The 24,426-nt window shown below is 66.6% G+C and carries 27 protein-coding genes; 17 read left to right on the plus strand and 10 right to left on the minus strand.

What is annotated here, in order from left to right; all coding sequences use genetic code 11:
- The first annotated feature begins 34 nt into the window (after positions 1–34).
- The 5 genes from B7G53_RS07325 to B7G53_RS07345 all read left to right on the plus strand — a co-directional run bounded on the left by B7G53_RS07325 (position 35) and on the right by B7G53_RS07345 (position 5,008).
- Positions 35–1,306, plus strand: coding sequence for a multidrug effflux MFS transporter (locus B7G53_RS07325; RefSeq protein WP_096665810.1), 1,272 nt, complete (start codon positions 35–37; stop codon positions 1,304–1,306).
- Positions 1,303–2,250 carry a tRNA (adenosine(37)-N6)-dimethylallyltransferase MiaA gene (gene miaA / locus B7G53_RS07330; RefSeq protein ID WP_096665813.1) on the plus strand — a complete coding sequence of 316 codons (948 nt, stop codon included), beginning with the start codon at positions 1,303–1,305 and terminating at the stop codon, positions 2,248–2,250. Before B7G53_RS07325 ends, miaA begins: the two co-directional genes overlap by 4 nt.
- Positions 2,247–2,894 (plus strand): ABC transporter ATP-binding protein, encoded by a 648-nt coding sequence (locus B7G53_RS07335; RefSeq protein WP_096665815.1) that lies wholly within the window; start codon positions 2,247–2,249, stop codon positions 2,892–2,894. Before miaA ends, B7G53_RS07335 begins: the two co-directional genes overlap by 4 nt.
- A gap of 80 nt (positions 2,895–2,974) precedes the next feature.
- Complete coding sequence (ypfH, locus tag B7G53_RS07340; RefSeq protein WP_096665818.1) at positions 2,975–3,637, plus strand: esterase; 663 nt, start codon at positions 2,975–2,977, stop codon at positions 3,635–3,637.
- 306 nt (positions 3,638–3,943) lie between these two features.
- Positions 3,944–5,008 (plus strand): hypothetical protein, encoded by a 1,065-nt coding sequence (locus tag B7G53_RS07345; RefSeq protein ID WP_217992597.1) that lies wholly within the window; start codon positions 3,944–3,946, stop codon positions 5,006–5,008.
- On the opposite strand, the gene B7G53_RS07350 is transcribed toward B7G53_RS07345, so the two are convergent.
- Positions 4,977–5,936, minus strand: a complete 960-nt coding sequence (locus B7G53_RS07350) for a ribose-phosphate diphosphokinase (protein WP_096665821.1) — start codon at positions 5,934–5,936, stop codon at positions 4,977–4,979. The two genes, B7G53_RS07345 and B7G53_RS07350, sit on opposite strands and share 32 nt — an antisense overlap.
- Positions 5,937–6,194: 258 nt before the next feature.
- Between B7G53_RS07350 and B7G53_RS07355 the strand changes: the two genes are divergently transcribed.
- The 3 genes from B7G53_RS07355 to B7G53_RS07365 are packed head-to-tail and all read left to right on the plus strand — an operon-like array spanning position 6,195 to position 9,190.
- Positions 6,195–6,611 (plus strand): archease, encoded by a 417-nt coding sequence (locus tag B7G53_RS07355; protein ID WP_096665824.1) that lies wholly within the window; start codon positions 6,195–6,197, stop codon positions 6,609–6,611.
- Positions 6,612–6,625: 14 nt separating this feature from the next.
- Positions 6,626–8,056, plus strand: a complete 1,431-nt coding sequence (locus B7G53_RS07360) for an RtcB family protein (RefSeq protein WP_096665827.1) — start codon at positions 6,626–6,628, stop codon at positions 8,054–8,056.
- 3 nt (positions 8,057–8,059) lie between these two features.
- Positions 8,060–9,190 carry a CapA family protein gene (locus B7G53_RS07365; protein ID WP_096665830.1) on the plus strand — a complete coding sequence of 377 codons (1,131 nt, stop codon included), beginning with the start codon at positions 8,060–8,062 and terminating at the stop codon, positions 9,188–9,190.
- Positions 9,191–9,208: 18 nt separating this feature from the next.
- Here the strand turns inward: B7G53_RS07365 and B7G53_RS07370 are convergent, their stop codons facing one another.
- From B7G53_RS07370 to B7G53_RS07380, 3 genes are all read right to left on the minus strand, one after another.
- Positions 9,209–9,670, minus strand: a complete 462-nt coding sequence (locus B7G53_RS07370) for a CBS domain-containing protein (RefSeq protein WP_096665832.1) — start codon at positions 9,668–9,670, stop codon at positions 9,209–9,211.
- A 74-nt stretch (positions 9,671–9,744) separates the two neighbouring features.
- On the minus strand, positions 9,745–10,290 hold the full coding sequence (locus tag B7G53_RS07375) for an HPF/RaiA family ribosome-associated protein (RefSeq protein WP_096665834.1): 546 nt from the start codon (positions 10,288–10,290) through the stop codon (positions 9,745–9,747).
- Between the two features lie 130 nt (positions 10,291–10,420).
- Positions 10,421–11,383, minus strand: a complete 963-nt coding sequence (locus B7G53_RS07380) for a threo-3-hydroxy-L-aspartate ammonia-lyase (protein WP_096665837.1) — start codon at positions 11,381–11,383, stop codon at positions 10,421–10,423.
- 80 nt (positions 11,384–11,463) lie between these two features.
- Here B7G53_RS07380 and B7G53_RS07385 point away from each other — a divergent pair, with 80 nt between their 5' ends.
- Together B7G53_RS07385 and B7G53_RS22470 are read left to right on the plus strand one after the other, a co-directional pair.
- Positions 11,464–14,037, plus strand: a complete 2,574-nt coding sequence (locus B7G53_RS07385; RefSeq protein WP_096665839.1) for an ABC transporter permease — start codon at positions 11,464–11,466, stop codon at positions 14,035–14,037.
- Between the two features lie 236 nt (positions 14,038–14,273).
- Positions 14,274–14,480, plus strand: a complete 207-nt coding sequence (locus B7G53_RS22470) for a hypothetical protein (protein ID WP_141396309.1) — start codon at positions 14,274–14,276, stop codon at positions 14,478–14,480.
- 6 nt (positions 14,481–14,486) lie between these two features.
- Here B7G53_RS22470 and B7G53_RS23160 read toward each other — a convergent pair whose 3' ends face one another.
- Positions 14,487–14,756, minus strand: a complete 270-nt coding sequence (locus tag B7G53_RS23160) for a LysR family transcriptional regulator substrate-binding protein (RefSeq protein ID WP_141396310.1) — start codon at positions 14,754–14,756, stop codon at positions 14,487–14,489.
- 42 nt (positions 14,757–14,798) lie between these two features.
- Here B7G53_RS23160 and B7G53_RS23165 point away from each other — a divergent pair, with 42 nt between their 5' ends.
- Entirely contained in the window at positions 14,799–15,053 is a 255-nt protein-coding gene (locus B7G53_RS23165) for a hypothetical protein (protein ID WP_141396311.1), read from the plus strand.
- A gap of 245 nt (positions 15,054–15,298) precedes the next feature.
- Here the strand turns inward: B7G53_RS23165 and merR are convergent, their stop codons facing one another.
- Complete coding sequence (gene merR / locus B7G53_RS07395; RefSeq protein WP_441338968.1) at positions 15,299–15,685, minus strand: Hg(II)-responsive transcriptional regulator; 387 nt, start codon at positions 15,683–15,685, stop codon at positions 15,299–15,301.
- A 75-nt stretch (positions 15,686–15,760) separates the two neighbouring features.
- On the opposite strand from merR, the gene merT reads away from it, so the two are divergent.
- Genes merT through B7G53_RS23170 form a run of 3 tightly spaced genes read left to right on the plus strand, consistent with a single transcriptional unit; the run spans position 15,761 to position 16,643 of the window.
- The gene (gene merT, locus B7G53_RS07400) at positions 15,761–16,111 is read left to right on the plus strand and encodes a mercuric ion transporter MerT (protein ID WP_096665845.1); all 351 of its coding nucleotides are present in this window, start codon (positions 15,761–15,763) and stop codon (positions 16,109–16,111) included.
- Between the two features lie 26 nt (positions 16,112–16,137).
- Positions 16,138–16,434, plus strand: coding sequence for a mercury resistance system periplasmic binding protein MerP (merP, locus tag B7G53_RS07405; RefSeq protein WP_096666041.1), 297 nt, complete (start codon positions 16,138–16,140; stop codon positions 16,432–16,434).
- Positions 16,431–16,643 carry a GDCCVxC domain-containing (seleno)protein gene (locus tag B7G53_RS23170; protein WP_096665848.1) on the plus strand — a complete coding sequence of 71 codons (213 nt, stop codon included), beginning with the start codon at positions 16,431–16,433 and terminating at the stop codon, positions 16,641–16,643. The genes merP and B7G53_RS23170 overlap by 4 nt, the downstream gene beginning before the upstream one ends.
- 40 nt (positions 16,644–16,683) lie before the next feature.
- Here B7G53_RS23170 and B7G53_RS07415 read toward each other — a convergent pair whose 3' ends face one another.
- Positions 16,684–17,121: a universal stress protein gene (locus B7G53_RS07415; protein ID WP_096665850.1), complete on the minus strand. Its 438-nt coding sequence runs from the start codon at positions 17,119–17,121 to the stop codon at positions 16,684–16,686.
- Positions 17,122–17,260: 139 nt separating this feature from the next.
- On the opposite strand from B7G53_RS07415, the gene B7G53_RS07420 reads away from it, so the two are divergent.
- The 3 genes from B7G53_RS07420 (at position 17,261) to B7G53_RS23420 (ending at position 20,961) form a co-directional block, all read left to right on the plus strand.
- Positions 17,261–18,355, plus strand: coding sequence for a lipocalin-like domain-containing protein (locus B7G53_RS07420; RefSeq protein WP_096665853.1), 1,095 nt, complete (start codon positions 17,261–17,263; stop codon positions 18,353–18,355).
- Between the two features lie 421 nt (positions 18,356–18,776).
- Positions 18,777–19,847, plus strand: coding sequence for a hypothetical protein (locus tag B7G53_RS07425; RefSeq protein ID WP_096665856.1), 1,071 nt, complete (start codon positions 18,777–18,779; stop codon positions 19,845–19,847).
- Between the two features lie 67 nt (positions 19,848–19,914).
- Positions 19,915–20,961: a GSU2403 family nucleotidyltransferase fold protein gene (locus B7G53_RS23420; protein WP_096665859.1), complete on the plus strand. Its 1,047-nt coding sequence runs from the start codon at positions 19,915–19,917 to the stop codon at positions 20,959–20,961.
- 432 nt (positions 20,962–21,393) lie between these two features.
- Here B7G53_RS23420 and B7G53_RS07435 read toward each other — a convergent pair whose 3' ends face one another.
- From B7G53_RS07435 to B7G53_RS07445, 3 genes are all read right to left on the minus strand, one after another.
- Positions 21,394–21,936 (minus strand): flavin reductase family protein, encoded by a 543-nt coding sequence (locus B7G53_RS07435; RefSeq protein ID WP_096665862.1) that lies wholly within the window; start codon positions 21,934–21,936, stop codon positions 21,394–21,396.
- A gap of 67 nt (positions 21,937–22,003) precedes the next feature.
- A complete protein-coding gene (gene eutC, locus B7G53_RS07440) occupies positions 22,004–22,801 on the minus strand; it encodes an ethanolamine ammonia-lyase subunit EutC (protein WP_255249932.1) in 798 nt (265 codons plus the stop codon).
- Complete coding sequence (locus tag B7G53_RS07445) at positions 22,798–24,186, minus strand: ethanolamine ammonia-lyase subunit EutB (RefSeq protein WP_096665865.1); 1,389 nt, start codon at positions 24,184–24,186, stop codon at positions 22,798–22,800. Before B7G53_RS07445 ends, eutC begins: the two co-directional genes overlap by 4 nt.
- Between the last annotated feature and the right edge of the window lie 240 nt (positions 24,187–24,426).

Below are 24,426 nucleotides of genomic sequence, written 5' to 3' on the forward strand. Positions count from 1 at the left end.
ACCCGGCGTGCGGCTATCTGATACGCTCAGATCAATGTCCGCCACACCCCCTGCTCCTGCCTCCATTGCCCCCGCGGTGGCCGCCGAATCACCAGCCATGTCGCCCGCGCTGATTGTGCTGGTGCTGTCCCTGCTGCTCGGCATCCAGCCCATCACCACCGACCTTTATTTGCCGGCGCTGCCGGCGCTGACCGAGGGTTTTGCCGCACCCATGGCGCAAGCCCAGCTCACGCTCACCGGGCTGCTGCTGGCCTTCGGCGTGTCGCAGCTTTTCTGGGGTCCGCTGTCGGACCGGTTCGGGCGCCGGCCGATCCTGCTGTGGGGCCTGGGCGCCTACGTGCTGGCGGCCATAGGCGCCGCGCTGGCGCCGTCGATGGCGCTGCTGATCGGCTGGCGCATCGTGCAGGGCGCGGCCATGGGGGCGGCCGTCATGTGCGCGCGCGCCATCGTGCGCGACCTTTACACGCCGCTGGCCGGTGCACGCGCCATGTCCCGGGGCCTGAGCGGACTCGGCGTGATCGCCTGCCTGAGTGCGCCGCTGGGCGGTCTGTTGTCCGACGTTTTCAACTGGCGCGTGGCGCTGCTGGCGCTGGCCGTGTTCGGCGCGGCGGCGCTTGCCATGATTGCCCTGCGTTTCGAGGAAAGCATTGTCCACAAAAACCCGCGCGCGCTGGAGCCGGCCACCCTGGTGCGCACCTGGTGGGCGATTGTGCGCAACCCGACCTTTGTCGCGTTCTCGGCGCTGTCCACGGCGTCGTACGGCGGGCTGTTCACCTTTCTCGCCGCCTCGTCCTTTGTTTTCATCAAGGTGCTGGGTCTGTCCAAAACACAGTACGGCCTGGTGATGTTTTCGATGGCCTTGATTTATGTGCTGGGCACCTTCTGGTGCCGCCGGCTGCTGCCGCGCTTTGGTGTGCGCCGTTCGGTGGCCATGGCCGGCGGGCTCACCCTCAGCGGCGGCCTGCTGATCAGCGCGCTGGCCTGGGCCGGTGTCCACAACGTCTGGGCCCTGCTGCTGCCTTACTACCTCTTCATCTTTGCGCACGGCGTGCACCAGCCCTGCAGCCAGAGCGGCGCCGTCGGTCCGTTTCCGGGCGCGGCGGGCGCGGCCTCGGCGCTCAACGGCTTTCTGATGATGCTGGCGGCCTTTGCCATGGGCGGCTGGCTCGGCAGCCACCTGGACGGCACGGTGTATCCGCTGGCCTACGGCGTGTTGTTCTGGAGCGTCTGCATTGCAGTGATTTCCTGGACGCTGGTACAGCGCCATGGCGAGCCGACGGCGCTGGCCACGCCCGCGCATTCATGACGGCTTCACGCTGGATCGGACTGGCGGGACCCACCGCGTCGGGGAAAACCGCCGCGGCCTTTGCCATTGCCGAGCGCCACCCGGTGGAAATCATCAGCGTCGATTCGGCGCTGGTCTACCGCGGCATGGACATCGGTACGGCCAAGCCGACACCGGCCGAACTCGCCTTTGTTCCGCACCACCTGATCAACATCCGCGACCCGTTGCAGGCCTACAGCGCGGCCGAGTTCGTCGCCGATGCCACGCGCCTGATCGACGACATCAGGGCGCGCGGCAAGCTGCCGCTGCTGGTGGGCGGCACCATGCTGTATTTCAAGGCCCTGTCCGACGGGCTCGACGACATGCCCAAGGCCGACCCGGCAATTCGCGCCACCCTGCTGGCCGAGGCTGGCGAAAAAGGCTGGCCCGCGCTGCACGCGGAGCTGGCCGCGGTGGATGCCGTGACAGCCGCGCGGCTGGCACCCAACGACTCGCAGCGCATTTCCCGCGCGCTCGAGGTGTTCCGCCTGACGGGGCTACCGCTGTCGTCGTTCCAGAAAAAAATTGCTATCGAAAAAGTAGCTGGCGGCGCAATACCTACAAGGGCTGGAACCCTGATTTCCCTTGAACCGCAAGACCGCGCCTGGCTGCACGAACGCATCGCCCAGCGCTTTGACGCCATGCTGGCGGCCGGTTTTCTGGACGAGGTGCGGGCCCTGCGGTCGCGTGGCGACCTGCACCCCGACCTGCCGTCCATGCGCTGCGTCGGTTACCGCCAGGCCTGGGAAGCTCTTGATGGCGCCGTCCCCATGGGCGAACTGCGCGAGCGGGGCATTGCCGCCACGCGCCAGCTCGCCAAACGCCAGATCACCTGGCTGCGCTCCATGCCCCAGCGGCAGGTGGTCGCCTGTGACACACCGGATGCGGTGCAGCAGGTGCAGGCTCTGGTGAACCAAGCCTTATGAGCCTCATCGTCCAGAACCTCAGCAAACACTACGGCGACGTCGTGGTGTTCAACAACGTCTCGCTGCAGGTCGCGCCCGGCGAGTTTGTCGCCATCGTCGGCGAGTCGGGTGTTGGCAAATCGACGCTGCTCAACTGCATGGCCGGGCTGGACAGCTGGGACGCGGGTTCGGTGTCGCTCGATGGTGTGGACCTGGGCACGCTCGGCGACGACCAGCGCGCCCTGCTGCGCCGTGAAAAAGTCGGCTTCGTTTTCCAGGCCTTTCATGTGTTGCCGCACCTGGACGTGGCGCAAAACGTCGCCCTGCCCCTGTTGCTGCTCGGCCAGCACGACGATGCACGGGTGCAGGCCATGCTGGCCGCCGTCGGCCTGGCGGGCCTGGGCGAGCGCCTGCCGCAACAGCTCTCGGGCGGGCAGCTGCAGCGCGTGGCAATCGCGCGCGCCCTGATCCACCACCCCCGCCTGCTGCTGGCCGACGAACCGACCGGCAACCTCGACCCCACGACCGCCGCCAAAGTCATGGACGCGCTGGTGGCGCAAACCCGTGAACACGGCGCCGCACTGGTGCTGGTCACCCACTCGGAAACCGCGGCCGCGCGCGCCGACCGCGTGCTGCACCTGAGCAGCGAAGGCATCACCGGCTGAGAGGGCGCGGCCCTGCAGACAGCAGCTTGTCAACCACGCACCCGGCCCCACCTGTGCATCAGCAACCACCCGCCCGCCCCATGAACGCCGCTCCGCTCGAAACCCTGGAACTCCTGCCCGCCACCCCGCCGCGCCAGCTGTTTGTGCTGCTACATGGCGCCGGCGGTTCGGCGGTGGACATGCTGGACCTGGCCACCCGGCTCGGTGAGTCTTTTGCCGAGGCCGCCATCGTGATGCCGGAAGGCGTCGAAACCATCCACCTCGGCAAGACCGAGCGCCACTGGTTTCCGGCCTTCGAGCTGACCGATGCGAACCGGGCCGAACGGGTGGCCCAGGCCGTGCCGGCGCTGGCCCGTTTCATCCGCGAGCAGCAGGAGCGCTTCGGCATCCTGCAGTCCGACACCGCGCTGGCCGGTTTTTCGCAGGGCGCCACCATGGCGCTGGCGCTCAGCGACCAGCACGACGGGCTGGTCGGCCGCGTGCTGGCCTTTTCGGGGCCTTATGCGGCCTGGCCCGACAAGGCCCCCAGCCTCACCACCATCCATCTGCTGCACGGCCAGCTCGACACCGTGGTGCCGGCACAACTGGCCCGGCAGGCCTACGCCGCGCTGATGGCGCTGGGCGCCGATGCCACCTGCGACATCGCTTCGAGCATCGGCCACGAGCTGCACCCGGCACTGATGGCGCAGGCCGTGCACCGGCTGCAGACCTGCGTGCCGCTGCGTTTCTGGCGCTCGGCCTGACCGGGGCCGGTGAACGCCGCTGTCTGTCCCCCCTGCGGAGCCTTTTTTTGAAATCGATTTGACATTTCTCAAGGACAGGTGGCGCGCCGGACACTATAGTGAAAACGTATCTTGCAGGTTTTGCTCAGCAAAGCCAGTGGGGTACGGAGCTGGGGGGGTCGAGTCATCGATCCGAGTTCCGGTGTGCTACACCGGGACGGATGAGGACGTCCCCAGACGAGTCAGCCCGACACACTGACCCGGGGTCCTCACCACAGCCGCCAGCCCCTGAAAAGGCTGGCGGGTCAGTTTCAGGGGTTTGCATTGATGCCTGACCTTGCGGACAAGCTGACTTTCCTGCAACGGTCCGAGGCCTACGGCGATGCAGCGCAGCGCCCGCAATGCATCGAAACCCACATGTCCTGGGTGTTCCTGGTCGGCGACCGGGTTTACAAGCTCAAAAAACCGGTGCGTTTTCCCTTCCTCGACTTCACCACACTGAAGGCTCGCGAGTTTTATTGCCGCGAAGAAGTCAGGCTGAACCGGCGCCTGGCCCCCGGCGTTTACCTGGGACTGATGGCGCTGCAGTGGCATGACGGCACCTTCGAACTGCGGCCGCAGGCGCTGGCCAACAGTCCCGAAAACACCGTTGACTGGCTGGTCTGCATGCGGCGCCTACCCAAAGACCGAATGCTGGATCAGCTGATCGCGCAAGGACGTGTGGCGCCTGGGGACATCGACGCGCTGGTCGCCGTGCTGGGCGCGTTCTACCGCAGCGTACCCGCCGCGACATTGAGCCCGGACGACTACCTGGCCCGCTTCCAGTACGAACAGGCCGCCAACCGGGAAGTCCTGCTGCGCCCGCAGTTCCACCTGCCCGATGCCGCGCTGGCCATCGACCGGCTGGACCTGGCCCTGGCGCAGGGGGCCGGCCTGCTGCGCGAGCGCGCGAGCGGCCAGCGCGTGCTCGACGGGCACGGCGACCTGCGCCCCGAGCACGTCTGCCTGCTCCAGCCCCCGGTGGTTATCGACTGCCTGGAGTTCAACCCGCAGCTGCGCCAGGCCGATCCTTTTGATGAACTGGCCTACCTCGGCATGGAGTGCGAGGTGGCGGGCGCACCGTGGATCGCCCAGCGCCTCGCCTCGGGCTGCGCCGCCGCCCTGGGGGACGACCCGCCTCCGGCACTGTTGCAGCTGTACACCGCCTACCGCGCTCTGGTGCGCGCCCGCCTGGCGATGGCGCATCTGCTCGACCCGGTGCCACGCCTGCCCGAGCAGTGGCCGCCGCGCGCCAGCCGCTACATCGCCTGCGCCATGGCCGCGCTGGACGCGCTCGCCGGGCCGGCCGGCATTGCGCCCGTCAGCGCTGCCATGCCGCATGGGTCGTGCTGATGGCCCGTGCAAACAGCGGCGCGGCGGACGCCACCAGCAGCTTGCCAAGTGCCGCGGCCGTGGCCGGCAGGCGAAAGGCCGGCACGCTGTCGGTCACGATGATGCTGGCGATGCTGTCATCCCCCAGCACCTCGCCCGCCTGGCCTGTGAAAAGGCCGTGCGCTGCAAACGCCAGGACCTCGCGCGCGCCCGCAAGGCGCAAGGCCACGGCCGCACGCCGCATGGTGTCGCCGCTGGCCACCAGATCATCGAGCAGCAGCACGGTGTTGCCGTTCACATCACCGGCCACCAGGTTGTCGCTGCTGACCACGCCGGCGCTGCGGCGCTTGTCCACCATCGCAAAGCCGACATGCCGCTGCAGGGCATGCTCCAGCGACTCGCGCCACAGCTGTGCCCGCTTCACCCCGCCGGGGTCCGGCGAGGCCACGGCCAGCGGCCCTTCACCGACCAGTTTGGGTACCAGGGCATCAAACACCCGGTGCGCTTCCAGATGCACGGTGGTGCAGCGAAAGGCGTTCTGGAAGGCCGCCACGTTGTGCGCTTCAAGCACGATCAGCTGCGCCGTGCCGACCGCCTCGAACAGCTGGGCGACATAACGCAGGGTGACCGGGTCAAACGGCTTGGTCTGCCGGTCCTTGCGGGCATAGGCCAGGTAGGGCACCACCGCCGTCACCCGCGCCGCGCCATGTTCGCGCAGGGTGGCCATGAACAGCAGCAGATGGCAGAGCTTGTCGTGCGGACTGTCCGCCGGTCCGCCATGCAGGCTGTGGATCACGTAGGCATCCCGGCCGCGCGGGTCCCCCAAGGGCCGGAGCTTGTGCTCGCCGTCGTCGAAGCTGCGGTCTTCGTGCGGCGCCAGCGGCACGGCCAGGGCGGCCGCCAAGGCGTGCGCAAAGGTGGCGTCGGAGTCCAGCGAAAAAAGCAGCATGGCCCAGTTCCCTCCCCGGGTGCCGGCGCGCCACAGGCGGCCGCAGGTTGTACCGATCAAGCAGCCATTGTTGAAGAGGCCGCGCAGCCTGCGTTGACAAAGGTCAAGCCGGCAGTTTTTTTACCGGGCGCTGTGGACAGGGCGGCAAACATCGCACTGCGAATCGCACCCCCTTTGCGGATGGTCAAACCCGCCTTCGATGCCCAGGCGCATAAATGAAGGCCAGAGCACACCCCGCCTTCCTTTGCCACAGCCACCATGGACAGCCATTGGGAACACTTCGAGCACGGCGCCGACATCGGCGTGCGCGGCCTGGGCGCGACCAAGGCCGCCGCCTTCGAGCAGGCGGCGCTGGCGCTGACGGCCGTGATCACCGACCCGCCCCGCGTTGTCCCGGTCACGACCGTGCAGATCCGTTGCACGGCGCCGGACGACGAGCTGCTGCTGGTCGAGTGGCTCAATGCACTCATTTACGAGATGGCGGTGCGCCGCATGCTGTTTGGCCACTTCCATGTGGCGCTGGACGGTACCCGCCTGGAGGCACAAGCCACCGGCGAGCCGGCGTCGGTGCAGCGCCACCAGCCGGCGGTCGAGATCAAGGGCGCGACCTACACCGCCTTGCGGGTGGCCCCTTCTGACGGCGGCTGGCTGGCGCAAACCGTGGTGGATGTCTAGGCATTTTCAAAGCCATGGACCTGAAGCTTTTAAAACAACACGCGCCCTGTGCCTGGGAAATCCCGGCGCAGGGAAAGATGCGTGTGCCGGCCCTGATCTATGCCAGCGAAGAACTGGTGCGCGCCATGGACCACAAGGTCTGGGAGCAGGCGGTCAACGTGGTCATGCTGCCGGGCATTGTGGGCGCCTCGTACGTGATGCCCGACGCCCACTGGGGTTACGGCTTCCCGATAGGCGGCGTCGCGGCGTTTGACGCCGATGCCGGCGGCGTGGTGTCGGCCGGCGGCGTCGGTTTTGACGTCTCCTGCGGCGTGCGCTGCCTGCACACCGGGCTGCGCCGCGAACACATCCTGGCGGTGCAAAACAAGCTCGCCGACACGCTGTTCGAGCGCATCCCGGCCGGTGTCGGCAGCACCGGGGCGATCCGGCTGGGCAGCACGCAGATGGACGCCATGCTCAGCGGCGGCGCGAAATGGGCAGTCGGGCGTGGCTGGGGCACCAGCGCCGACCTGGAACGCGTCGAGGAGCACGGCCAGATGCTGCACGCCAAACCCAAGTTTGTTTCGGAGCAGGCCAAGAAGCGCCAGCGCGAGGAGATGGGCACGCTGGGCAGCGGCAACCACTACCTGGAAGTGCAGGAGGTGACCGCGGTGTACGACGAGGCCATTGCAACAGCCTACGGCCTGGCGCTCGGCGACGTGGTGCTGATGATCCACTGCGGCTCGCGCGGGCTCGGCCACCAGATCGGCACCGAGTTCCTGCGCCGCATGGTCGTGGCGGCCCCCAGCCACGGCTTGGTGCTGCCCGACCGCGAACTGGCCTGCGCGCCCCTGCATTCCGACCTGGGCCAGGAATACCTGGGCGCGATGCGCGCCGCCATCAACTGTGCGCTGGCCAACCGGCAGATCCTGACCCAGCTGGTGCGCGACGTGTTCGCCGACCTGCTGCCTTCGGCCCGCCTGCCGGTGTTGTACGACGTGTCGCACAACACCTGCAAGCTGGAGACGCACAAGGTCGATGGCCACCAGCGCGAACTGTATGTGCACCGCAAGGGCGCGACGCGGGCCTGGGGCCCCGGCCACCCCGAACTGCCGCAGGCCTTGCGTGCCTCGGGCCAGCCGGTGCTGATTGGCGGCTCGATGGGCACGGGCTCCTACGTGCTGGCGGGCACCACGGCCTCGGAGTCCCTGGCGTTTTCGTCCGCCTGCCATGGCGCCGGGCGGGCCATGAGCCGGAACCAGGCGCTCAGGACCTGGGACGGCCGCACCGTGGTCGACGACCTCGCCCGCCGCGGCATCCTGGTGCGCAGCCCCTCCATGCGCGGCGTGGCCGAAGAGGCACCCGACGCCTACAAGGACGTGCGCGCGGTCGTCGATGCAGCCGATGCGGCCGGCCTGGCGCGCAAGGTGGCGCGGCTGGAGCCGCTGGTGTGTGTCAAGGGTTGAGGCATGGCTGCCAGCCAGGACCTGCTCACCCTCTGGCTCGCCGGCGACGTGATGACCGGGCGCGGCATCGACCAGATCCAGGCGCACGCCGTTGCGCCGGTGCTGTACGAGAGCTGGGTGCACGATGCACGCGACTACGTGCGGCTGGCCGAACGTGCCAACGGGCCGGTACCGGCCCCCGTCGCGCCGGACTACATCTGGGGCGACGCCCTGGCCGAGATCGAACGGCGCCAGCCCGCGCTGCGCATCATCAATCTGGAGACGGCGATCACGACGGCCAGCAAGCCCTGGCCCCGCAAGGGCATTCACTACCGCATGCATCCGGCCAACATCGGCTGCCTCACGGCCGCGCGCATCGACGGCTGCGTGCTGGCCAACAACCATGTGCTGGACTGGGGAAGGGAGGGACTGATCCAGACCCTGCACACCCTGCAGCAGGCCGGCATCCGCACCGCAGGCGCCGGCAGCCACCTGGAGGCCGCCTGCACACCCGCCGCCTGGCCTGTTGGTGAAGACGCGCGCCTGCTGGTGTATGCCTGGGCGGCGCCAGACAGCGGCGTGCCGTCGGACTGGGCCGCCAAACCGGGCAACGCCGCGGACAGCGTCGGCGTCGCCCTGCTGCCCGCGTGGGACGAGGCCAGCGCGCAGCAGGTCGCCGCACAGGTGGCGCAGCAGCGCCGGGCCGGGGACCTGGTGGTGGTCTCGTTGCACTGGGGCGGCAACTGGGGCGCCGAGGTGCCCCGGCTGCACCGCCGCTTTGCGCGGCGCCTGATCGACCTGGGCGCGGCCGATGTGGTCCACGGCCACTCGTCGCACCATCCACGGCCTGCCGAGGTTTACCGCGGGCGGCTCATTCTGTATGGCTGCGGCGACCTCATCAACGACTATGAAGGCATCTCGTTCGAAAATGGTTTTGATGCCAGCGCCGTGTGCCTGTATTTTGCGCAGCTGTCACGCGCGAGTGGTGCGCTGCAGCGGTTGGACATCGTGCCCATGCAGTTGCGCCGACTGCAGCTCAGGCATGCCGACGCCGCGGCGCGGCATCACCTGCAATCGCTGCTGGAATCCGGCGGCCGGGAATCGGGCACCGGGGTGGAACTGCAGGCCGACGGTAGCTGGCAACTCAGGTGGTGACGGGTCTGGGCCTGTTGCCTATTGCCGCATCTTGCGTTCGCGTTTGCCTTCGCTGTCGACCGTGCCCACCAGCAGGCTCAACTCCTCGGACAGGACGCCGAGCACATCGTCGAGTGTCACCACACCGATCAGTTCGTCCTGCCCGCCCACCACCGGAACGCGGCGCACCCCCTTGCGGCGCATGCTGCGCATCAGGTCAATCAGCGAGTCGTCCTCGCGCGCGGTGACCAGATCGGTGGTCATCACGTCGTCAACGGTCAAGGTCGTGGCATCGATTCCCGGCGCGACCACGGCGGTCACGATGTCACGGTCGGTGAGCACACCCACCACGATGCGCCGGCCGTCCACCTCATCGACCACCACGAGGCAGCCGACATGGTTGTCCCGCATCAGGCGCGCCGCGCCATCGACGGAGGTTGTCCGGAAAGCGATGGTCACACTGCGTGTGCAAATTTCTCCTGTCGTCAGACGTTCGCCCATGTTTTTCTCCCGATGGCCCAGACGTGTCACATGTTGTCAATTTCTGTCAATTCCTGTCCATTCATATTGGCCGCTCAACCCATGCCGTGTTTGCCCAGGCTCACGCGCCTGGCCTGCAGGCCCTCGTCGCCGGCCTCTGGAAGAAACTGCACGGCGCTGCCGGTCTCCATGTGTTCAAAAGGTGTGCCGGCCACGTTGTCGCGGCTGAAGTAATACTCGTTGCCATCAGGGGTGCGGATGAAGCCGAAGCCGCCTTCACCATCGAGGCGCACGACCTCGCCGTGCAAGGGCACGGCATGCTGCTTTTCATCGCCCCTGCGCTGGCGCACCACCTCTTCGATCTGGCGCTTCATGTTGTCGAAGGCATCCCGCAAGGCAACATACACATCCCCATCCTGGTCCCGGTTTGCCACGAGTTCATGGCCGGGCAGCGTGAGGTCAATATGCACGCTGTAAGGCCGCCCCTGGTGCTGGTGTTTTTGCGACAGCTCGATGGTCACCCGACAACTCATGATGTCCGGCGCAAACGTCTCCAGCTTGTCGGCATGTTCGCGGGCACTGGCCTCCAGCGCCTCGGAAGGCGGCATGCCGCGAAACTGGATATGGACTGGAACCTGCATCGTCGTCCCCCGTGAATGGCAGATGTTTCCATTGTGGGCAGGTGCCGAAAAAGAAACTTGCGATTTGTCAATGCAGCCCCACAAACCAGCCCGATCCCGGGCCAGGGCGGGGGCGGACGGGGCGGCTGCCTCAGCGCACGGCCAGCAGGTCGGCGTAACGCGCCAGATCCACATTGCCGCCGCTCACGATCACGCCGACCCGGGCGCCCCGGATCGCCTGCGCGTCCGTGCAGGCGCCGGCAAACGCCAGGCAGCCGGTCGGCTCCACCACCATCTTCATGCGCTCTGCAAAAAAACGCATCGCTTCCACCAGTTGCGCATCACTGACGGTGAGGATGTCGTCCACATCGCGGCGGATGATGCCGAAGGTGTACTCGCCCAGGTGCTGGGTCTGCGCGCCGTCGGCGATGGTCTGCGGCACCGGAATATGCACGATGCGCCCGGCACGCAGCGACTGCTGCGCGTCGTTGCCGGCTTCGGGCTCGACGCCGTACACCTTGCACTGCGGCGCCAGCGCGCGGGCGGCCAGCGCCGAGCCGCTGGTCAGCCCGCCGCCGCCGGTGCACACGTACAGGCGGTCCAGCGGGCCGGTCTCCTCGATCAATTCTTTCGCGGCCGTGCCCTGGCCGGCGATCACATCGGGGTGGTCGTAGGGCGGGATCAGCGTCATGCCGCGCTCCGCCGCCAGCCGCAGGGTCAGCGCCTCGCGGTCTTCGGTGAAGCGGTCGTACAGCACCACCTCGGCGCCGTAGCCGCGTGTGGCCGCCAGCTTGGTCGAAGGCGCGTCTCGCGGCATCACGATCAGCGCCGGCATGCCCAGCAGCCGTGCCGACAGCGCGACCGCCTGCGCGTGGTTGCCCGAGGAAAACGCGATGGCCCCGGCGCGCCGCTGCGCGGCGTCAAACCGCGACAGCGCATTGAAGGCCCCGCGGAACTTGAAGGCACCCATGCGCTGGAAGTTCTCGCACTTGAAGAAAAACTGCACGCCCCAGCGCGCATCGGCGGTGGCCGAGCGCAGCACCGGCGTGTGGTGCGCATGGCCTGCTATCCGCGCGGCGGCGGCAACAACATCGTCGTAGGTGGGAAGCTGCATGGCGAGGGGGCTTTCATTCAATGGCTGGGAAAGACCATAGCTTAATCACCGTTGGCAGACTGGGGGGCACAATCCACCGCATGCTCGCCCTTCTTTCCACCTTTTCCTGGCAGGAGCTGCTGCACCACAAGTGGCGCAATGCGGCGGCCGTGGTGGCTGTCATGCTGGGGGTGGCGCTGGCGTTTTCGGTGCAACTGATCAATGCCTCGGCGCTGGCCGAGTTTTCCCAGGCCGTGCGTTCGGTCAACGGCCAGCCAGACCTGGAGCTGCGCGCGGTGCGCGGCGGCTTTGACGAAGCGGTCTATGCGCGGGTGGCCAAGCACCCGCAGGTGACGCTGGCCAGCCCGGTGCTGGAGTTCAGCACCTACGCCGTCGCTCCGGGCGGCCAGCGTGTGGCCTTGCGCGTGGTCGGTGTCGATGCGCTGGTGGTCGCCGCACTGGCCCCGGCGCTGATGCCGGTGCCCGCGGCCGGGGCCGAACGCCTGGCCCTGCTGGCCCCCGGCGCGGTTTTTCTCAATGCGGCAGCGCGGCAAAGCCTGCCCGGCGAACGGCTGCAGCTGCAAAGCGGCCTGCAGCTGCTGGACGCCCGGGTGGCCGGCAGCGTCAGCGCCGGCGGTGCCGCGCTGGCGGTGATGGACATCGGCGCCGCGCAGGAACTGTTCGGCCGGCTCGGCCAGCTCTCGCGCATCGACATCCGCCTGCAGGCCGGCGCCGACCGTGCCGCCTTCATCAGTTCGCTGCAACTGCCGGCCGGCATCACGGCCACCGAGCCGGGGGACGACGCGCAGCGCGTGAGCAACCTGTCACGCGCCTACCGGGTCAACCTGACGGTGCTGGCGCTGGTGGCGCTGTTCACCGGCGCCTTCCTGGTGTTTTCGGTGTTGTCGCTGAGCGTGGCCAAACGTGCGCAGCAGTTTGCCCTGCTCGGCGTGCTGGGCCTGACCGGCCGCGAACGCCTGCGCCTGGTGCTCTGGGAGTCGGCGCTGCTGGGCACGGTCGGCAGCGTCGCCGGCATCGCGCTGGGCACGGCGCTGGCCGCGCTGGCGCTGCGGGTGCTGGGCGGCGACCTGGGCGGCGGCTACTTTTCCGGCGTGGCCCCGGCCCTGCAGTGGAATGCCGGCGCGGCCGCGGTGTACGGCCTGCTGGGTGTGGCCGCGGCGCTGGTGGGCGGCTGGTGGCCGGCGCGCGCCGCGCAAAAGCTGCCGCCGGCGCAAACCCTCAAAGGCCTGGGTGCACCACCGGCCGGCGGCACGCCCTACCGGCTCAGCCTGCTGCTGATGGCCGCCGCCGGCTTGCTGGCCTTGACGCCACCGGTCTTTGGCATCGCGCTCGGCGCCTACCTGTCGGTCGGGCTGTTGCTGGTCGGCGGCATCAGTGCGCTGCCCTGGCTGATCGCCCTGCTGTACGACCGCATCGCCCCGCATGTGTCGCGCCGCCTGCTGCCGCTGCTGGCGGTGGAACGGGCGCGCCGTGTGCGCGGCAGCGCAGCGGTCGCCGTCAGCGGCGTGGTCGCCTCGCTGAGCCTGGCCGTGGCGCTGACGGTGATGGTGGCGAGTTTTCGTGACTCGGTCACCCACTGGCTGGACGTGGTGTTGCCGGCCGACCTGTATGTGCGCACTGCCAGCACCAGCGCAGCCAGCGACACCGTGTTTTTCTCGCCGACCTTTGTGCAGGCGCTCGCGCAGCTGCCGGGCGTGGCGCGCCTGAGCACGCTGCGCGTGACCGCCCTGCTGCTGGACCCCGACCAGCCCGCGGTGGCGCTGATTGCCCGCGACCTGCAGGACCCGGCCGGCAGCCTGCCGCTGGTGGGCAGCCCGCTGCCGGTGCCGGCCGGTCACGTGGCGATTTATGTGAGTGAACCCATGGTTGACCTGTACGGCGCCCGCCCGGGCACCGTGTTCACCCGAATTTCAGGATATTTTGAGGCTCTGACCCTTGATGCGCGGTCGCAAGCAGCTATGAATTCAGGAGCACCCCAGGCACACCCGAAGTTCTACGTGGCCGGTGTCTGGCGTGACTATGCGCGCCAGTTCGGCGCCATTGCCATGGACAGGCGCGACTTCGAAGCCCTCACCGGCGACCGGCGCGTGAACGACCTGGCCTTGTGGCGCGCGCCCGGCGCGGGTGACGCGCAGCTGCAGCAGGCCGTGCGTGCGCTGGCGCAGGCGCAGGCGGGCTCGGGCGAGCTGATCGAGTTTGCGTCCAGCGGCCAGATCCGCGCCACCTCGCTGCGCATTTTCGACCGCAGCTTTGCCGTGACCTACTGGCTGCAGGCCGTGGCCATTGCGATCGGCCTGTTCGGCGTGGCGGCCAGCTTCAGCGCGCAGGTGCTGGCGCGGCGCAAGGAGTTTGGCCTGCTGGCCCACCTGGGGCTCACGCGCCGGCAAATCCTCACGCTGGTGGCCGGCGAAGGCGCCGCCTGGACGCTGGCCGGCGCCTTGGCCGGGCTGGGCCTGGGGCTGGCCGTGTCGCTGGTGCTGGTGCATGTGGTCAACCCGCAAAGCTTTCACTGGACCATGGACCTGGCCCTGCCCTGGGCGCGGCTCTTGGGCCTGTGCGCGGCGGTCATCCTGGCCGGCACCGTCACCGCCTGGCTGGCCGGCCGTGCAGCCGCAGGCAGGGACGCGGTGCTGGCCGTCAAGGAAGACTGGTAGCGCCTGAACCCCATCACCTGCCACCCCATGGCGACACAGGGCGACACAGGCGGCAGGGTTTTTCGGGACTGGCCGCAAAAGTTGGCGGCAAGGCTATCTGCCGAAATGGCGCGCTACTCCCCTTTCATTTGCTTACCAACTGCCCCTCACTGAGACGTGGAATTTTGAGGATTGTCATGACGCCGTCGCAAGGTAAACCTACGATGGTCGCAAAACCTCAGGAAGGCACATTCACCATGACTCCCGCTCAATACCGCATTGAAAGCAGGAACGCGCTGCGTGGCAGTTTGCTCCCGCCCACCGCCCTCAGTCAACTCTATACAGACCGCTCGCTGGCCGTGGCCGTGGCCGTCAAAAGCCTGGCCGACCCGACCTGCCAGGAGGTCCGCGTGGTGCACGTGCCCAGCGGCGAAGTTGTTTTCCAGACCGCACCCACTCACTGAGCCCCGTCAAGCCTGGCGGAACTGCGCCAGCGTCGGCAGCAGGTTGCGCGTGGCGCCGGCCACTGCTTCCGGCGGCTTGAGCGGAACCACCTGCACCCTCTGGTGCAACTGCTCGCCGACATGCGCCAGCGGCAACACCGCCGCACCGTCATCCGCGGCCAGCAGGCTTTTCATGGTCTCGTTGTGGTTGAGTTCGATGCGGGTGCGCGGGCTCAGCCCCGCGTCGGCAAACCACTCCAAAATCCCAGTGCACAAGGCCGTCAACCGGCGTAGCATGAAGCGTGTGTTTCCAGGCGTTTTTTCGGGAGGTGCTGCATCATGAACATCGTCTTGGCGGCCATTGTTCTGGCCCTTGTCTGTCTGCTGGTGATCTGGCTGCTGCCAAGCTGGCGTGCGCTGGGCGCGCAACTCGGCAACCTGTTTCCCGGCGCGCCGGCCCCGGATGCCGACGTTGCGCCAGCCAAACCCGTGCAGCGGCTGCGCGCCGGCAAGCAGCCCCCCGTGCATGCGCCGACGCGCCAGCATGGCAGCAAGCGGCACACCGTGCTGCCGCACCAGACGCGGGGACGGTAGGGGCCGTCGTGCTGACCGTCAAGGACGGCCGGCAAGTCACCCCGGCGCCCCGGGTCTGTTCCGCGCCGGCCTGAAGAACCCAGTCAGAGGCTGAGAGTTTTTTGGTCGTGCCCGAGTAGCGCGTCAAAACGTGCCCAATCGAGGCACAAAGCACAGCCATGGCTCGGGCCATGGCGCGCATTTGCAACGACGAGTGGGTGCGTTTTGGCGTGATAGGCGGGTATGAACAAAAGACTCTCAGCCTCTCAGTCCCCGGCCAGCGCCGTGATGATCGGGCAACGGCCATCGGCCTGTGGCGTGTCACATTGATGGATCATTTCGACAAGAGCCGATTGCATCTTCAGCAGGTCCTCCAGCTTGGCCTGCACCATGCCCAGCTTGCGCGACGCCAACTGGCGGGTTTCGGAGCAGGCCGTCGCTTTGTCGAGCTGCAGAAGCGTGGCGATTTCTTCGAGCGTGAAGCCCAGGGTCTGGGCCCGCTTGATAAAACGGATGCGCTGCACATCCCCGCTGCCGTAGGTCCGGTAGCCACTCAGTGGTCGTTGCGGTTCATGGATCAGGCCGCTGCGCTGGTAAAACCGGACCGTCTCCAGGTTCACGCCGGCCGCACTGGCCAAGCGGCCGATTGTCAATGTCTGGTCTGGGGGCTTGACTCCGTACATAAGTACAGAGTTTACATTCGACCTCATCTGAAAAATGCAATTTTTATGACCACGGACACAAACACAAAAGCCACGCTTGCCGCGGGCGGCCTGGCGGCGATTCTGGCCTCGGCGTGCTGCCTGGGTCCGCTGGTGCTGGTATCGGTCGGCCTGGGCGGCGCCTGGCTCGGCAACCTGGCCAGCCTGGAGCCCTACCGGCCCTATTTCATCGGCGCCGCCCTGCTTGCCCTGTTGTTGGCCGGCCGGCGCATTTACCGGCCCGAGGCCGACTGCAAGCCAGGGGACATCTGCGCCCTGCCCGCCGCAAGAACGGGCTACAAGGCGGTGTTTTGGGCGGTGGCCGGCCTGGTCGTTATCGCGTTTTCCTATCCCTACATCGCGCCGCTTTTTTATTGACCCACACGACCCATCGAGGATTGACCATGCTGCCCAAAAAATTGACCCTCCACGCCACCTTGCTGGCTCTGCCGCTGCTCGCGGCGCAGGCACAAGCGGCCATCCAGACCGTGACGCTGGACGTGCCCGGCATGACCTGCTCTACCTGTCCCCTCACCGTCAAACAAGCCCTGTCAAAAGTCAAGGGCGTGACCGGCACCCAGGTAAGTTATGAAAAACGCCAGGCCGTGGTCACTTTTGATGACACCAAAACCTCGGCTCCCGCGCTGGCCAAAGCGACCGGGAATGCCGGCTACCCGTCCACCGTCAAAACGCAGCCATGAGCGGCGTCATTCTTGAGTCACTGCTGGCCTGTCCGATGTGCGGCCATGCGGCAACGGAAACCATGCCGACCGACGCGTGCCAGTTTTTTTATGAGTGCGCGGCCTGCAAGGCCTTGCTGCGGCCCAAGACGGGCGATTGCTGCGTGTTTTGCTCTTACGGCTCGGTCAAATGCCCGCCGATACAAGAACAGCGCGGCTGCTGCGGCTGACCGGGCCGGCCCCGAGCCCGGGGCTCAGAGGCTGAGCCTCTCAGTGCGTGATGACCACCAGCACGCTGCAAGGCGCGTGTTCGATCAGCGACTTGGACACCGAACCACGCCACCAGCGCGCCGCCCAGCCATCCAGATGTTTGTGACCCACGACGATCAGGTCGGCATTGATCTTTTTCGCGTACTTGGTGATTTCGTCAACGGTTTCGCCAACCACCACCTCGCCTTTGGCCTGGTGGCCCGCCCCGGCCAGCTGGCGCAAGCCCTCGCCCAGAATGGCGGTGTACTTTTCCTTCTCGTGTTCGGCCAGGCTTCTGTCGTACACGCCGCCTTCCACGCCGATCAGGTCCATGTAGAGCGGCGTCACGGCCATCAGGGTCAGCGAGGCCTGGCTCCACTGCGCAATCTCCTGGCAGTCCAGCAGCGCCTTCTGCCCCGCCTTGGAGCCGTCATACGCCAACAAAATTTGCTTGTACATGGGTGCATCTCCTGCAGAGAGTCAAAGGGAAGGTCAAAGGAAAGGGTTTCATCAACGCTTCAAGGATAGACCTTACACCCGGGCCTCGCAACCCGGAGTTGTCCGGCACGCCGGCCGTGCTTGCTGCGAGAATGATTTGATGCGCCCCCTCGCCACACCTGCCCCACTTGCGCACAGCCCGGTGCGCCGCCGCCTGTTGCAGGCACTGGCGGCGGGCATGGCGGCCGGTGCCGGCCCGGCCTTTACGCTGCCCGCCAGGGTGCTGCAGTTTCCGCGCGACTTTGGTGCCCACCCCGACTTTCGCACCGAGTGGTGGTACATCACCGGCCATGCAAACTCGGGGACACGCCAGTTTGGTTTCCAGCTCACGTTTTTCCGCTCGCGCGTGGACGGCACGCAGGGCATGGCGTCAAAGTTTGCCGCCAAACAACTGATCTTCGCGCATGCTGCCGTTACCGATGTGGCGGGCAACAAACTCTGGCACGACCAGCGCATTGCGCGCGAAGGGTTTGACATTGCCAGCGCCAGCACGCAGGGCATGGCCCTGAAGCTGCGCGACTGGTCGCTGCAAAGCCAGGGGCGCACCCACAGCGCCCGCCTGCCCGCCACCGACTTTGCGCTGAACCTGCAGTTCACCGAAACGCAGCCCGTGCTGCTGCAAGGCCAGCAGGGCCTGTCGCGCAAGGGGCCCGAAGAAAAGCAGGCCAGCTACTACTACAGCCTGCCGCAACTGGCCACCAGCGGCAGCCTGCAGATCAAGGGCCAAAACTTCGACGTGAGCGGCAAGGCCTGGCTGGACCACGAGTGGAGCGAAGAGATCCTGCACCCCGACGCCACCGGCTGGGACTGGATAGGCATGAACCTCGACGACGGCAGCGCCCTCACCGCCTTCCGCCTGCGCGACAAGGCCGGCAACACCTTGTGGGACGGCGGTTCGTTTCGCTCCTCCCAAGGCGATGTTTACCCCTTCAGCAAAGGCGAGGTAATTTTCAAACCCGTGCGCCGCTGGAAAAGCCCGCTGAGCCAGGCCAGCTACCCGGTCGAGTGGCTGGTGCGCACCCCGGCCGACATCTACACCGTGCGCGCCGTCATCGACAACCAGGAGCTCGACAGCCGCCAGTCCACCGGCGCGATTTACTGGGAGGGTCTGAGCGAGTTGATTGACAGCAACGGCAAACGTGTGGGGCGCGGGTATCTGGAGATGACGGGGTATGCGGCGGCGTTGAGGTTGTGATGGCGCGGTGATTGGCTGGCTGACGGCAATGTGTACTTATCGATAGTTGGCTACGTTCGGTTGGCTATGTCTGCTATCGCTGCATTGCGGGCGCTCAAGCGGGATCCGCTGACCGGCGGCTTTGGGCCCATTGCGGGCTCAGCCAATGCTCGAATTGCTCCCCTGTAGCCGCCGCTCGCGCTGATGTGGCGCGGGTGCCATTCACACCGTGGCGCGGATCCGCACGTTTGCCCCGGATCGTCGGGATTTCCGGGCGTCACTAGACCCTGATTGCACCCATTCTAAGAAAATCTGTAAAATTGGAGCAAATCTGAGCAATCCTGAGCGTCGCGCCGCCTTAGAATGTCTTTGAAATTCATTTCAAGCCGTTGATTTAATTGAATTTACCCCTATTTTTCAGGAGTATAAGGAGTAGGAACAAGTGGAACTGCCAAGAATCACAGACCTTGCCGCCCGACAGGCCATCGACTCGACACGCTTGTTTCGGGAGTTCGTGCGCGTGCGGCGCGAACTAGAGGCCTTCGAGGGGAGCCTGTTTTTCAAGAAGGCGGGCGCCTACGAGTACCTGCTACACAAAGTGCGCGGCGTCATCCACCGCAAGGGCAAGAGGTCGCCGGCTACCGAGGCGGAGCGCGCCGACTTCCAGGCGACGAAACACCGCCTGAAGGCACGCCTCGAGATCCTGAAGGAAAACGTCGAGACCAACCAGCGCATGAACAAGGCCGTCCACGCCGGCGCGGTGCCCACGGAGGTTATCGAGGTCCTTACGCAACTTGAGCAGCACGGACTCGCCGACAAGAGCGTCATCCTGGGCTGGCCGGCGCTCTACGCCTACAGTCAATCGTCCGGGGTCAAGCTGGAGGGCCAAAAGGGGAAGCTGCTGGCGAGCCATCCCGACGCGCTGCGCGTTCTCATCCAATCCCCGAAGGACGGGCCGGCCGATCTGCTGCGGCAGCTGAAGCATTCCCTGAGGGCAGTCGCGGAGGTCGAGGCAAGCGCGGTGCCTCATTCCCTGTGGTGGGATTTGAACGTCCGCTTCGCGCCTTCAATGCCCAAGGCCGCCGCCAAGACGAAGGCAAGCGCCAAGACCAGGAAGTCCCCTGAGGACGGCCTGACCGCAGCGAAGGCGCGGAAGGTGATGCTCTTCCGGGTCAAGGCGGCTGCGTCGCAGCATGCGACGCATACCGACGCCTGGGTCAAGCTGCTCGGGCGCGCGCCCACCTATGAGCAGGTGGTCGTTGGCAAGACCGGGAAAATGGCCGTGATGCGCACCCTCGATCCGAAGGTCTTTGTGAGCTGGGAACACGCGCGTCAACTGCGCAGGGGCACGTGCGCGGACAGCGAGCAGACAGAGCAGCAAATCCGGCTCGTGGAGGGATTGCTCGAATCCTCGATGGTGGCCACCAAGCTTGACGACGCCGCCAGCGAAGCCCTGAACAACGAAGTCCTTGCCCTCGCCGCGGCCGGCGAGGTCGCCCCCGATCGCGTCTGAAGCGCGGCCGGCCAGCGATCAGGAACGATCCGCCGCCGGCTACTCGAAACCCAATGGAGACTATGTTTTGACGTATGCCCTCCTTGAAGACGATGCAATTCAGCAGCTCGCCGCGTCGGCGGCGGCCTTCGACCGGCACGCCGCCGCGGTCCAGACGCTGCAAAGCCGCTACTCGGCGGAGATGAGCTGGCAGGAACGCGACGGCATCCTGCAGCTGATCAAAACGCAGAGCGACGGCCGAGAACACTCGCTCGGCGATCAAACCGACGAGCGGGTCGCCCTGCACAACAAATACTTGGCGGACCAGCTCGCAGCCAAGCAGGCGCTCGAGCTGTCCACCAAAGACTTGCGAGTCGCGCGAGGCCGCAACGTGTCGATGGGGACCGCCCGGGTTCCTACCATCGTCATCCAGATCCTCAACGAACTCGAGAACAAAGGTCTGGGCGGCTACTACCGCGTGATCGGCACGCACGCGCTCTATGCCTACGAAGTCGCCGCAGGCGTGGCATTCGATGCGGAGAGCACGGCGACTCGGGATGTGGACCTGCTCTGGGATGTGCAGCAGCGCATCAGGCTGGTGGCCAACCTGGACGCCGCCGGGCTGACCATGCTCCAGCTGCTGCAGCTCGTCGACACTTCGTTCGAGCGCATGGAGGATCAGAAGGAATCGGCTGTGAATGCCGAGGGCTTCGCCGTCGACTTCCTGAGGCGAAGGGCCAGACGACAAAGTGGCAGATTCCATATCCGGCAAGGAAGGAGACGTCCTCCCGGTGCCAGCAGAAAACTCCCAGGAATTCCTGAACTCACCGCCCTACGAACAGGTGGTCATCGGCGGCGATGGCTCCATGGCGCGGATGCGCACGGTGGACCCCGGCATCTTCGTGGACTTCAAGCGGTGGCTGGCCAAGCTGGATACGCGCGAGCAGATCAAGCGCCGTCGCGATCAGCGCCAGGCCGACGCCGTCGAGCAGCTGCTCCGCGAGGGGCGCCTGGTGTCCAGCGTCAGGCCGTGATCGCAAGGGGCACAAGTGAAGGGCTGTCGAAGAAAGAGATCCACCGGTGCCGAAAGCGCTCATCGTTCGTGAGCTGTACCTACTCATCCTGGCTGATCTAAAGGATTCTGCCTCTTCTGCTTGACATAGGAGCGTCAACGCCGGCATATCTGACCGCGCATGCCGACCGCAGCGGACCGGCGCGGCCAAGCAGGTCCTTGGCAAGTTCCAGGCAGCAACGAGCACCTCGCGGACGCATGTTGGTAGGGTGTCCAAAAGCTGACCTTGGTCACTGGCAGCTAGTGGCCGATAGCGGAAACGGCTCTCTTAGGCAGCTAACTAGCAATAATTACATATTCTCGATAGCTACCGAATCGACTAACAACTGCAGAAGATGGAACTGAATGACTTAGGCCGCCAGCCTTTTTTTGGCGGGCGCAACTAGCTATCAAATATATAGCGCCGTTCCACGCGCCGTGGACAATGTCCCACCAGCCCTACTCCGCCGGTTTCGTTGTGGCTCCCAGGACTTCCCCGCCGCTGACCAATAAACGCTAAACACCGTAGGGGAGCTTGGAGGCCATCATCTTCCTGCGGTCCATCTTGCGCCCATCAACAATGAAGGTGCCGTCGCCGACAGCATGAACCGTGCGCTTCTCCTTGCGCGTGGTATCGATCCAGGCGGCCACTGCCTCTAGAACAACAATGTTGTGTTTTTTGACGATGTCGATGACCTTGCACTCGATGTTGGCGAGGCACTCCTTGATCAGGGGCGACTTGACGACCTTGCCCGGCACCGGTGTGAGCTTGAATTTGCCGAACTTGTCGGTGTCTTTCCCGGAACACGTCCCGATGCCAACCACCTTGTCCAGCATGTCCACCGTGGGAATGGCAATGACGCACTCCCTGTTTTTTCGCAACGCCGCGTAAGAGTGATTCCATTCCCCCGTGGTGATGGCAAATACCGGCGTGAAATCCATCACCATGGTCCAGGAGATCGTCATGATGTTGTCCTTCCGCCCATCATGCGTCGTCACCAGGACAACAGGCCCTGGCTCCATCAGGGTAAAGGCTTTGCTCAGTTCCAGTTCATGCATGAGGCACCTCTTGACATTCGTTTGACCGGCGGTCGGGTCGCGCGCTTGTCGTCATTGACGACGCGCCCTACCCCGCCGGCACCTGCACCGGCTGGCTCATCTGGTCTTTCAGCGCCAAGCCCGAGCGTTGTTGAACACGCATCTGGTTCAGCAGCCAGGCGATCTTGGCCGCTGCGGCCTGCGGGGCCAGGCCCTGGGGCCGGATGTTGGAGACGCAGTTGCGGTCGGCGTCGCTGGTGGCTGCGCCGGGCGCCCAGGTGATGTAGGCGCCCAAGCTGTCGGGTGACGACAGGCCCGGCCGCTCGCCGATCAGCACCAGCACCGCCTCGGCCTGCAGGCTGCGCGCCACCACATCGCCGGCGGCGACGCGGCCGTGGTGCAGCACCACCACTGGCGCCAGCGCCCAGCCCTGCGCCTGCAACAGCGGCAGCAACGCTTCGAGCACCGGCAGGGCATGGCGCTGCGTGGCCTGGGCCGACAGGCCGTCGGCCAGCACCACGGCCAGGCCGCCGCGCGAGCCGCTGGCTTGCAGCAGCGCCAGCGCATCGGCATCGAGCTGGCGCCCCAGGTCGGGCCGCATCAGGTAGGTGCGCCGGTCGGCGGCGGCGCTGCGGCAGACCAGCACGGGCTGGCCCATCAGAAGCGACAGGCCGGCCAACAAGGCACTGGCATCCAGCGCGGCGCCGACGGCATCCCGCGCCCGGGCGTGGGCCAGGCGAAAGTCCAGCAGTGCGGGGGTGCCCAGCGAGGCGCCGCTGCGCGGCAGGCCGATGCGCGCGGCGGTCAGCGGGCGCAGCGCCGCCCACAGCTCGGCCATGCCGGCAGGCGCATCCACTTCGGCCGAGAGCTGCTGCGTGTCGTTCATGGCTTGGTGCTGTTGCCCAGCAGTTGCCGAAACGGCAGCGGCACGGCGCCCGGCCGCACGCGGCCCTGGCCGTCCACCAGGCCCTGCGCGGCCAGCCATAACTCGAACTCGGGTGCGGGCCGCTTGCCCAGAAAATCGCGCATGGCCAGCGCGTCGTGGAAAGAGGTGCTCTGGTAACCCAGCATGATGTCGTCGGCGCCGGGCACCCCCATAACGAAGTTGACGCCCGAGGCCACCAGCAGCGCCAGCAGCGCATCCATGTCGTCCTGGTCAGCCTCGGCGTGGTTGGTGTAACAAACGTCGCAGCCCATGGGCAGGCCCAGCAGCTTGCCGCAGAACTGGTCTTCCAGCGCGGCGCGCGTGATCTGTTTGCCGTCGTACAGGTATTCGGGGCCGATGAAGCCGACCACGGTGTTCACGAGGAAGGGCTTGAAGTGGCGCGCCACGGCATAGGCGCGCGCCTCCATGGTCTGCTGGTCCAGGCCGTGGTGCTGCCCGGCCGACAGCGCGCTGCCCTGCCCGGTTTCAAAATACATGAGGTTGCTGCCGACCGTGCCGCGCCCCAGCGACTGGGCGGCGTCGTGCGCCTCCTGCAGCAGCGCCAGGTTGATGCCGAAGCTGCGGTTGGCGCCCTCGCTCCCGGCGATGGACTGGAACACCAGGTCCACCGGCGTGCCGCGGGCGATCAGGTCCAGCGTGGTGGTGACATGCGCGAGCACACAGCTTTGCGTGGGGATGGCGAGCTTGCTGCGCACTTCGTCAAGCAGGCACAGCAGCGCGTGGGCGCTGTCGGGGCTGTCGGTGGCGGGGTTGATGCCTATCATCGCGTCGCCGGCGCCCAGCAGCAGGCCGTCGAGGATGCTGGCCGCAATGCCGCGCACGTCATCGGTCGGGTGGTTCGGCTGCAGCCGCACCGAAAAGCGCCCGGGCAGGCCGACGGTGTTGCGAAAACGCGTGACCACGCTGCATTTGGCGGCGACGATCATCAAATCCTGCAGGCGCATGAGTTTGCTGACGGCGGCCACCATCTCGGGCGTCAGGCCGGGCGCCAGGGCGCTCAAGACGGCGGTGTCGGTGCTGTCGGCCAGCAGCCAGTCGCGCAGGCCGCCCACGGTGAGGTGCGCTACGGGCGCAAAGGCGGCGCTTTCGTGGCTGTCGATGATGAGCCGGGTGACCTCGTCGGTTTCATAGGGCACGAGGGCGTGGCGGAGAAAGTCTTTCAGCGGCACGTCGGCCAGTGCAAACTGCGCCGCCACCCGCTGCTCGGCCGAGGTGGCCGCCAGCCCGGCCAGCACGTCGCCACTGCGCAGCGGCGAGGCACACGCCATCAGCGTGGCGAGGTCGCTGAAGACATGGGTTTCTTGACCAACCGGCATACGGTACATCGCTGTGGGCCCAGGTTGCGGCGGCCGCACCGGGGCGGCCGGTGCGCGTGACGCCAGCCCCTATCGTAGGGGAAGCGGGCCGAGCCGTGCGGCAGAACGCGCGCGGCTTCGCAGGCCCGCCTCACCGCCCCACCACGGCGGGGCGAAGTCCATGCATGTTTTATGCCTGCAGCCCTTATTGCACCTGCGCCAGTAGCTATCACATACATAGCAATCCGACTCCCCTTCAAGCGCCGGCAG

Origin of the sequence: Polaromonas sp. AET17H-212 (assembly GCF_002379085.1) — a bacterium.
GTDB lineage: Bacteria > Pseudomonadota > Gammaproteobacteria > Burkholderiales > Burkholderiaceae_C > Polaromonas.

Coding starts and splice junctions, on each gene's coding strand:
- ypfH (WP_096665818.1), top strand. CDS start 2,975: ATGAACGCCGCTCCGCTCGAAACCCTGGAACTCCTGCCCGCCACCCCG.
- B7G53_RS07350 (WP_096665821.1), bottom strand. CDS start 5,936: ATGCTGCTTTTTTCGCTGGACTCCGACGCCACCTTTGCGCACGCCTTG.
- B7G53_RS23165 (WP_141396311.1), top strand. CDS start 14,799: ATGAACATCGTCTTGGCGGCCATTGTTCTGGCCCTTGTCTGTCTGCTG.
- eutC (WP_255249932.1), bottom strand. CDS start 22,801: ATGAACGACACGCAGCAGCTCTCGGCCGAAGTGGATGCGCCTGCCGGC.
- B7G53_RS07360 (WP_096665827.1), top strand. CDS start 6,626: ATGGACCTGAAGCTTTTAAAACAACACGCGCCCTGTGCCTGGGAAATC.
- B7G53_RS07445 (WP_096665865.1), bottom strand. CDS start 24,186: ATGTACCGTATGCCGGTTGGTCAAGAAACCCATGTCTTCAGCGACCTC.
- B7G53_RS23160 (WP_141396310.1), bottom strand. CDS start 14,756: ATGCTACGCCGGTTGACGGCCTTGTGCACTGGGATTTTGGAGTGGTTT.
- B7G53_RS22470 (WP_141396309.1), top strand. CDS start 14,274: ATGACTCCCGCTCAATACCGCATTGAAAGCAGGAACGCGCTGCGTGGC.
- B7G53_RS07375 (WP_096665834.1), bottom strand. CDS start 10,290: ATGCAGGTTCCAGTCCATATCCAGTTTCGCGGCATGCCGCCTTCCGAG.
- B7G53_RS07420 (WP_096665853.1), top strand. CDS start 17,261: ATGCGCCCCCTCGCCACACCTGCCCCACTTGCGCACAGCCCGGTGCGC.
- B7G53_RS07380 (WP_096665837.1), bottom strand. CDS start 11,383: ATGCAGCTTCCCACCTACGACGATGTTGTTGCCGCCGCCGCGCGGATA.
- B7G53_RS07345 (WP_217992597.1), top strand. CDS start 3,944: ATGCCTGACCTTGCGGACAAGCTGACTTTCCTGCAACGGTCCGAGGCC.
- B7G53_RS07335 (WP_096665815.1), top strand. CDS start 2,247: ATGAGCCTCATCGTCCAGAACCTCAGCAAACACTACGGCGACGTCGTG.
- merP (WP_096666041.1), top strand. CDS start 16,138: ATGCTGCCCAAAAAATTGACCCTCCACGCCACCTTGCTGGCTCTGCCG.
- miaA (WP_096665813.1), top strand. CDS start 1,303: ATGACGGCTTCACGCTGGATCGGACTGGCGGGACCCACCGCGTCGGGG.
- B7G53_RS07415 (WP_096665850.1), bottom strand. CDS start 17,121: ATGTACAAGCAAATTTTGTTGGCGTATGACGGCTCCAAGGCGGGGCAG.
- B7G53_RS07370 (WP_096665832.1), bottom strand. CDS start 9,670: ATGGGCGAACGTCTGACGACAGGAGAAATTTGCACACGCAGTGTGACC.
- B7G53_RS07435 (WP_096665862.1), bottom strand. CDS start 21,936: ATGCATGAACTGGAACTGAGCAAAGCCTTTACCCTGATGGAGCCAGGG.
- B7G53_RS07355 (WP_096665824.1), top strand. CDS start 6,195: ATGGACAGCCATTGGGAACACTTCGAGCACGGCGCCGACATCGGCGTG.
- merT (WP_096665845.1), top strand. CDS start 15,761: ATGACCACGGACACAAACACAAAAGCCACGCTTGCCGCGGGCGGCCTG.
- B7G53_RS07385 (WP_096665839.1), top strand. CDS start 11,464: ATGCTCGCCCTTCTTTCCACCTTTTCCTGGCAGGAGCTGCTGCACCAC.
- B7G53_RS07325 (WP_096665810.1), top strand. CDS start 35: ATGTCCGCCACACCCCCTGCTCCTGCCTCCATTGCCCCCGCGGTGGCC.
- B7G53_RS07365 (WP_096665830.1), top strand. CDS start 8,060: ATGGCTGCCAGCCAGGACCTGCTCACCCTCTGGCTCGCCGGCGACGTG.
- B7G53_RS23170 (WP_096665848.1), top strand. CDS start 16,431: ATGAGCGGCGTCATTCTTGAGTCACTGCTGGCCTGTCCGATGTGCGGC.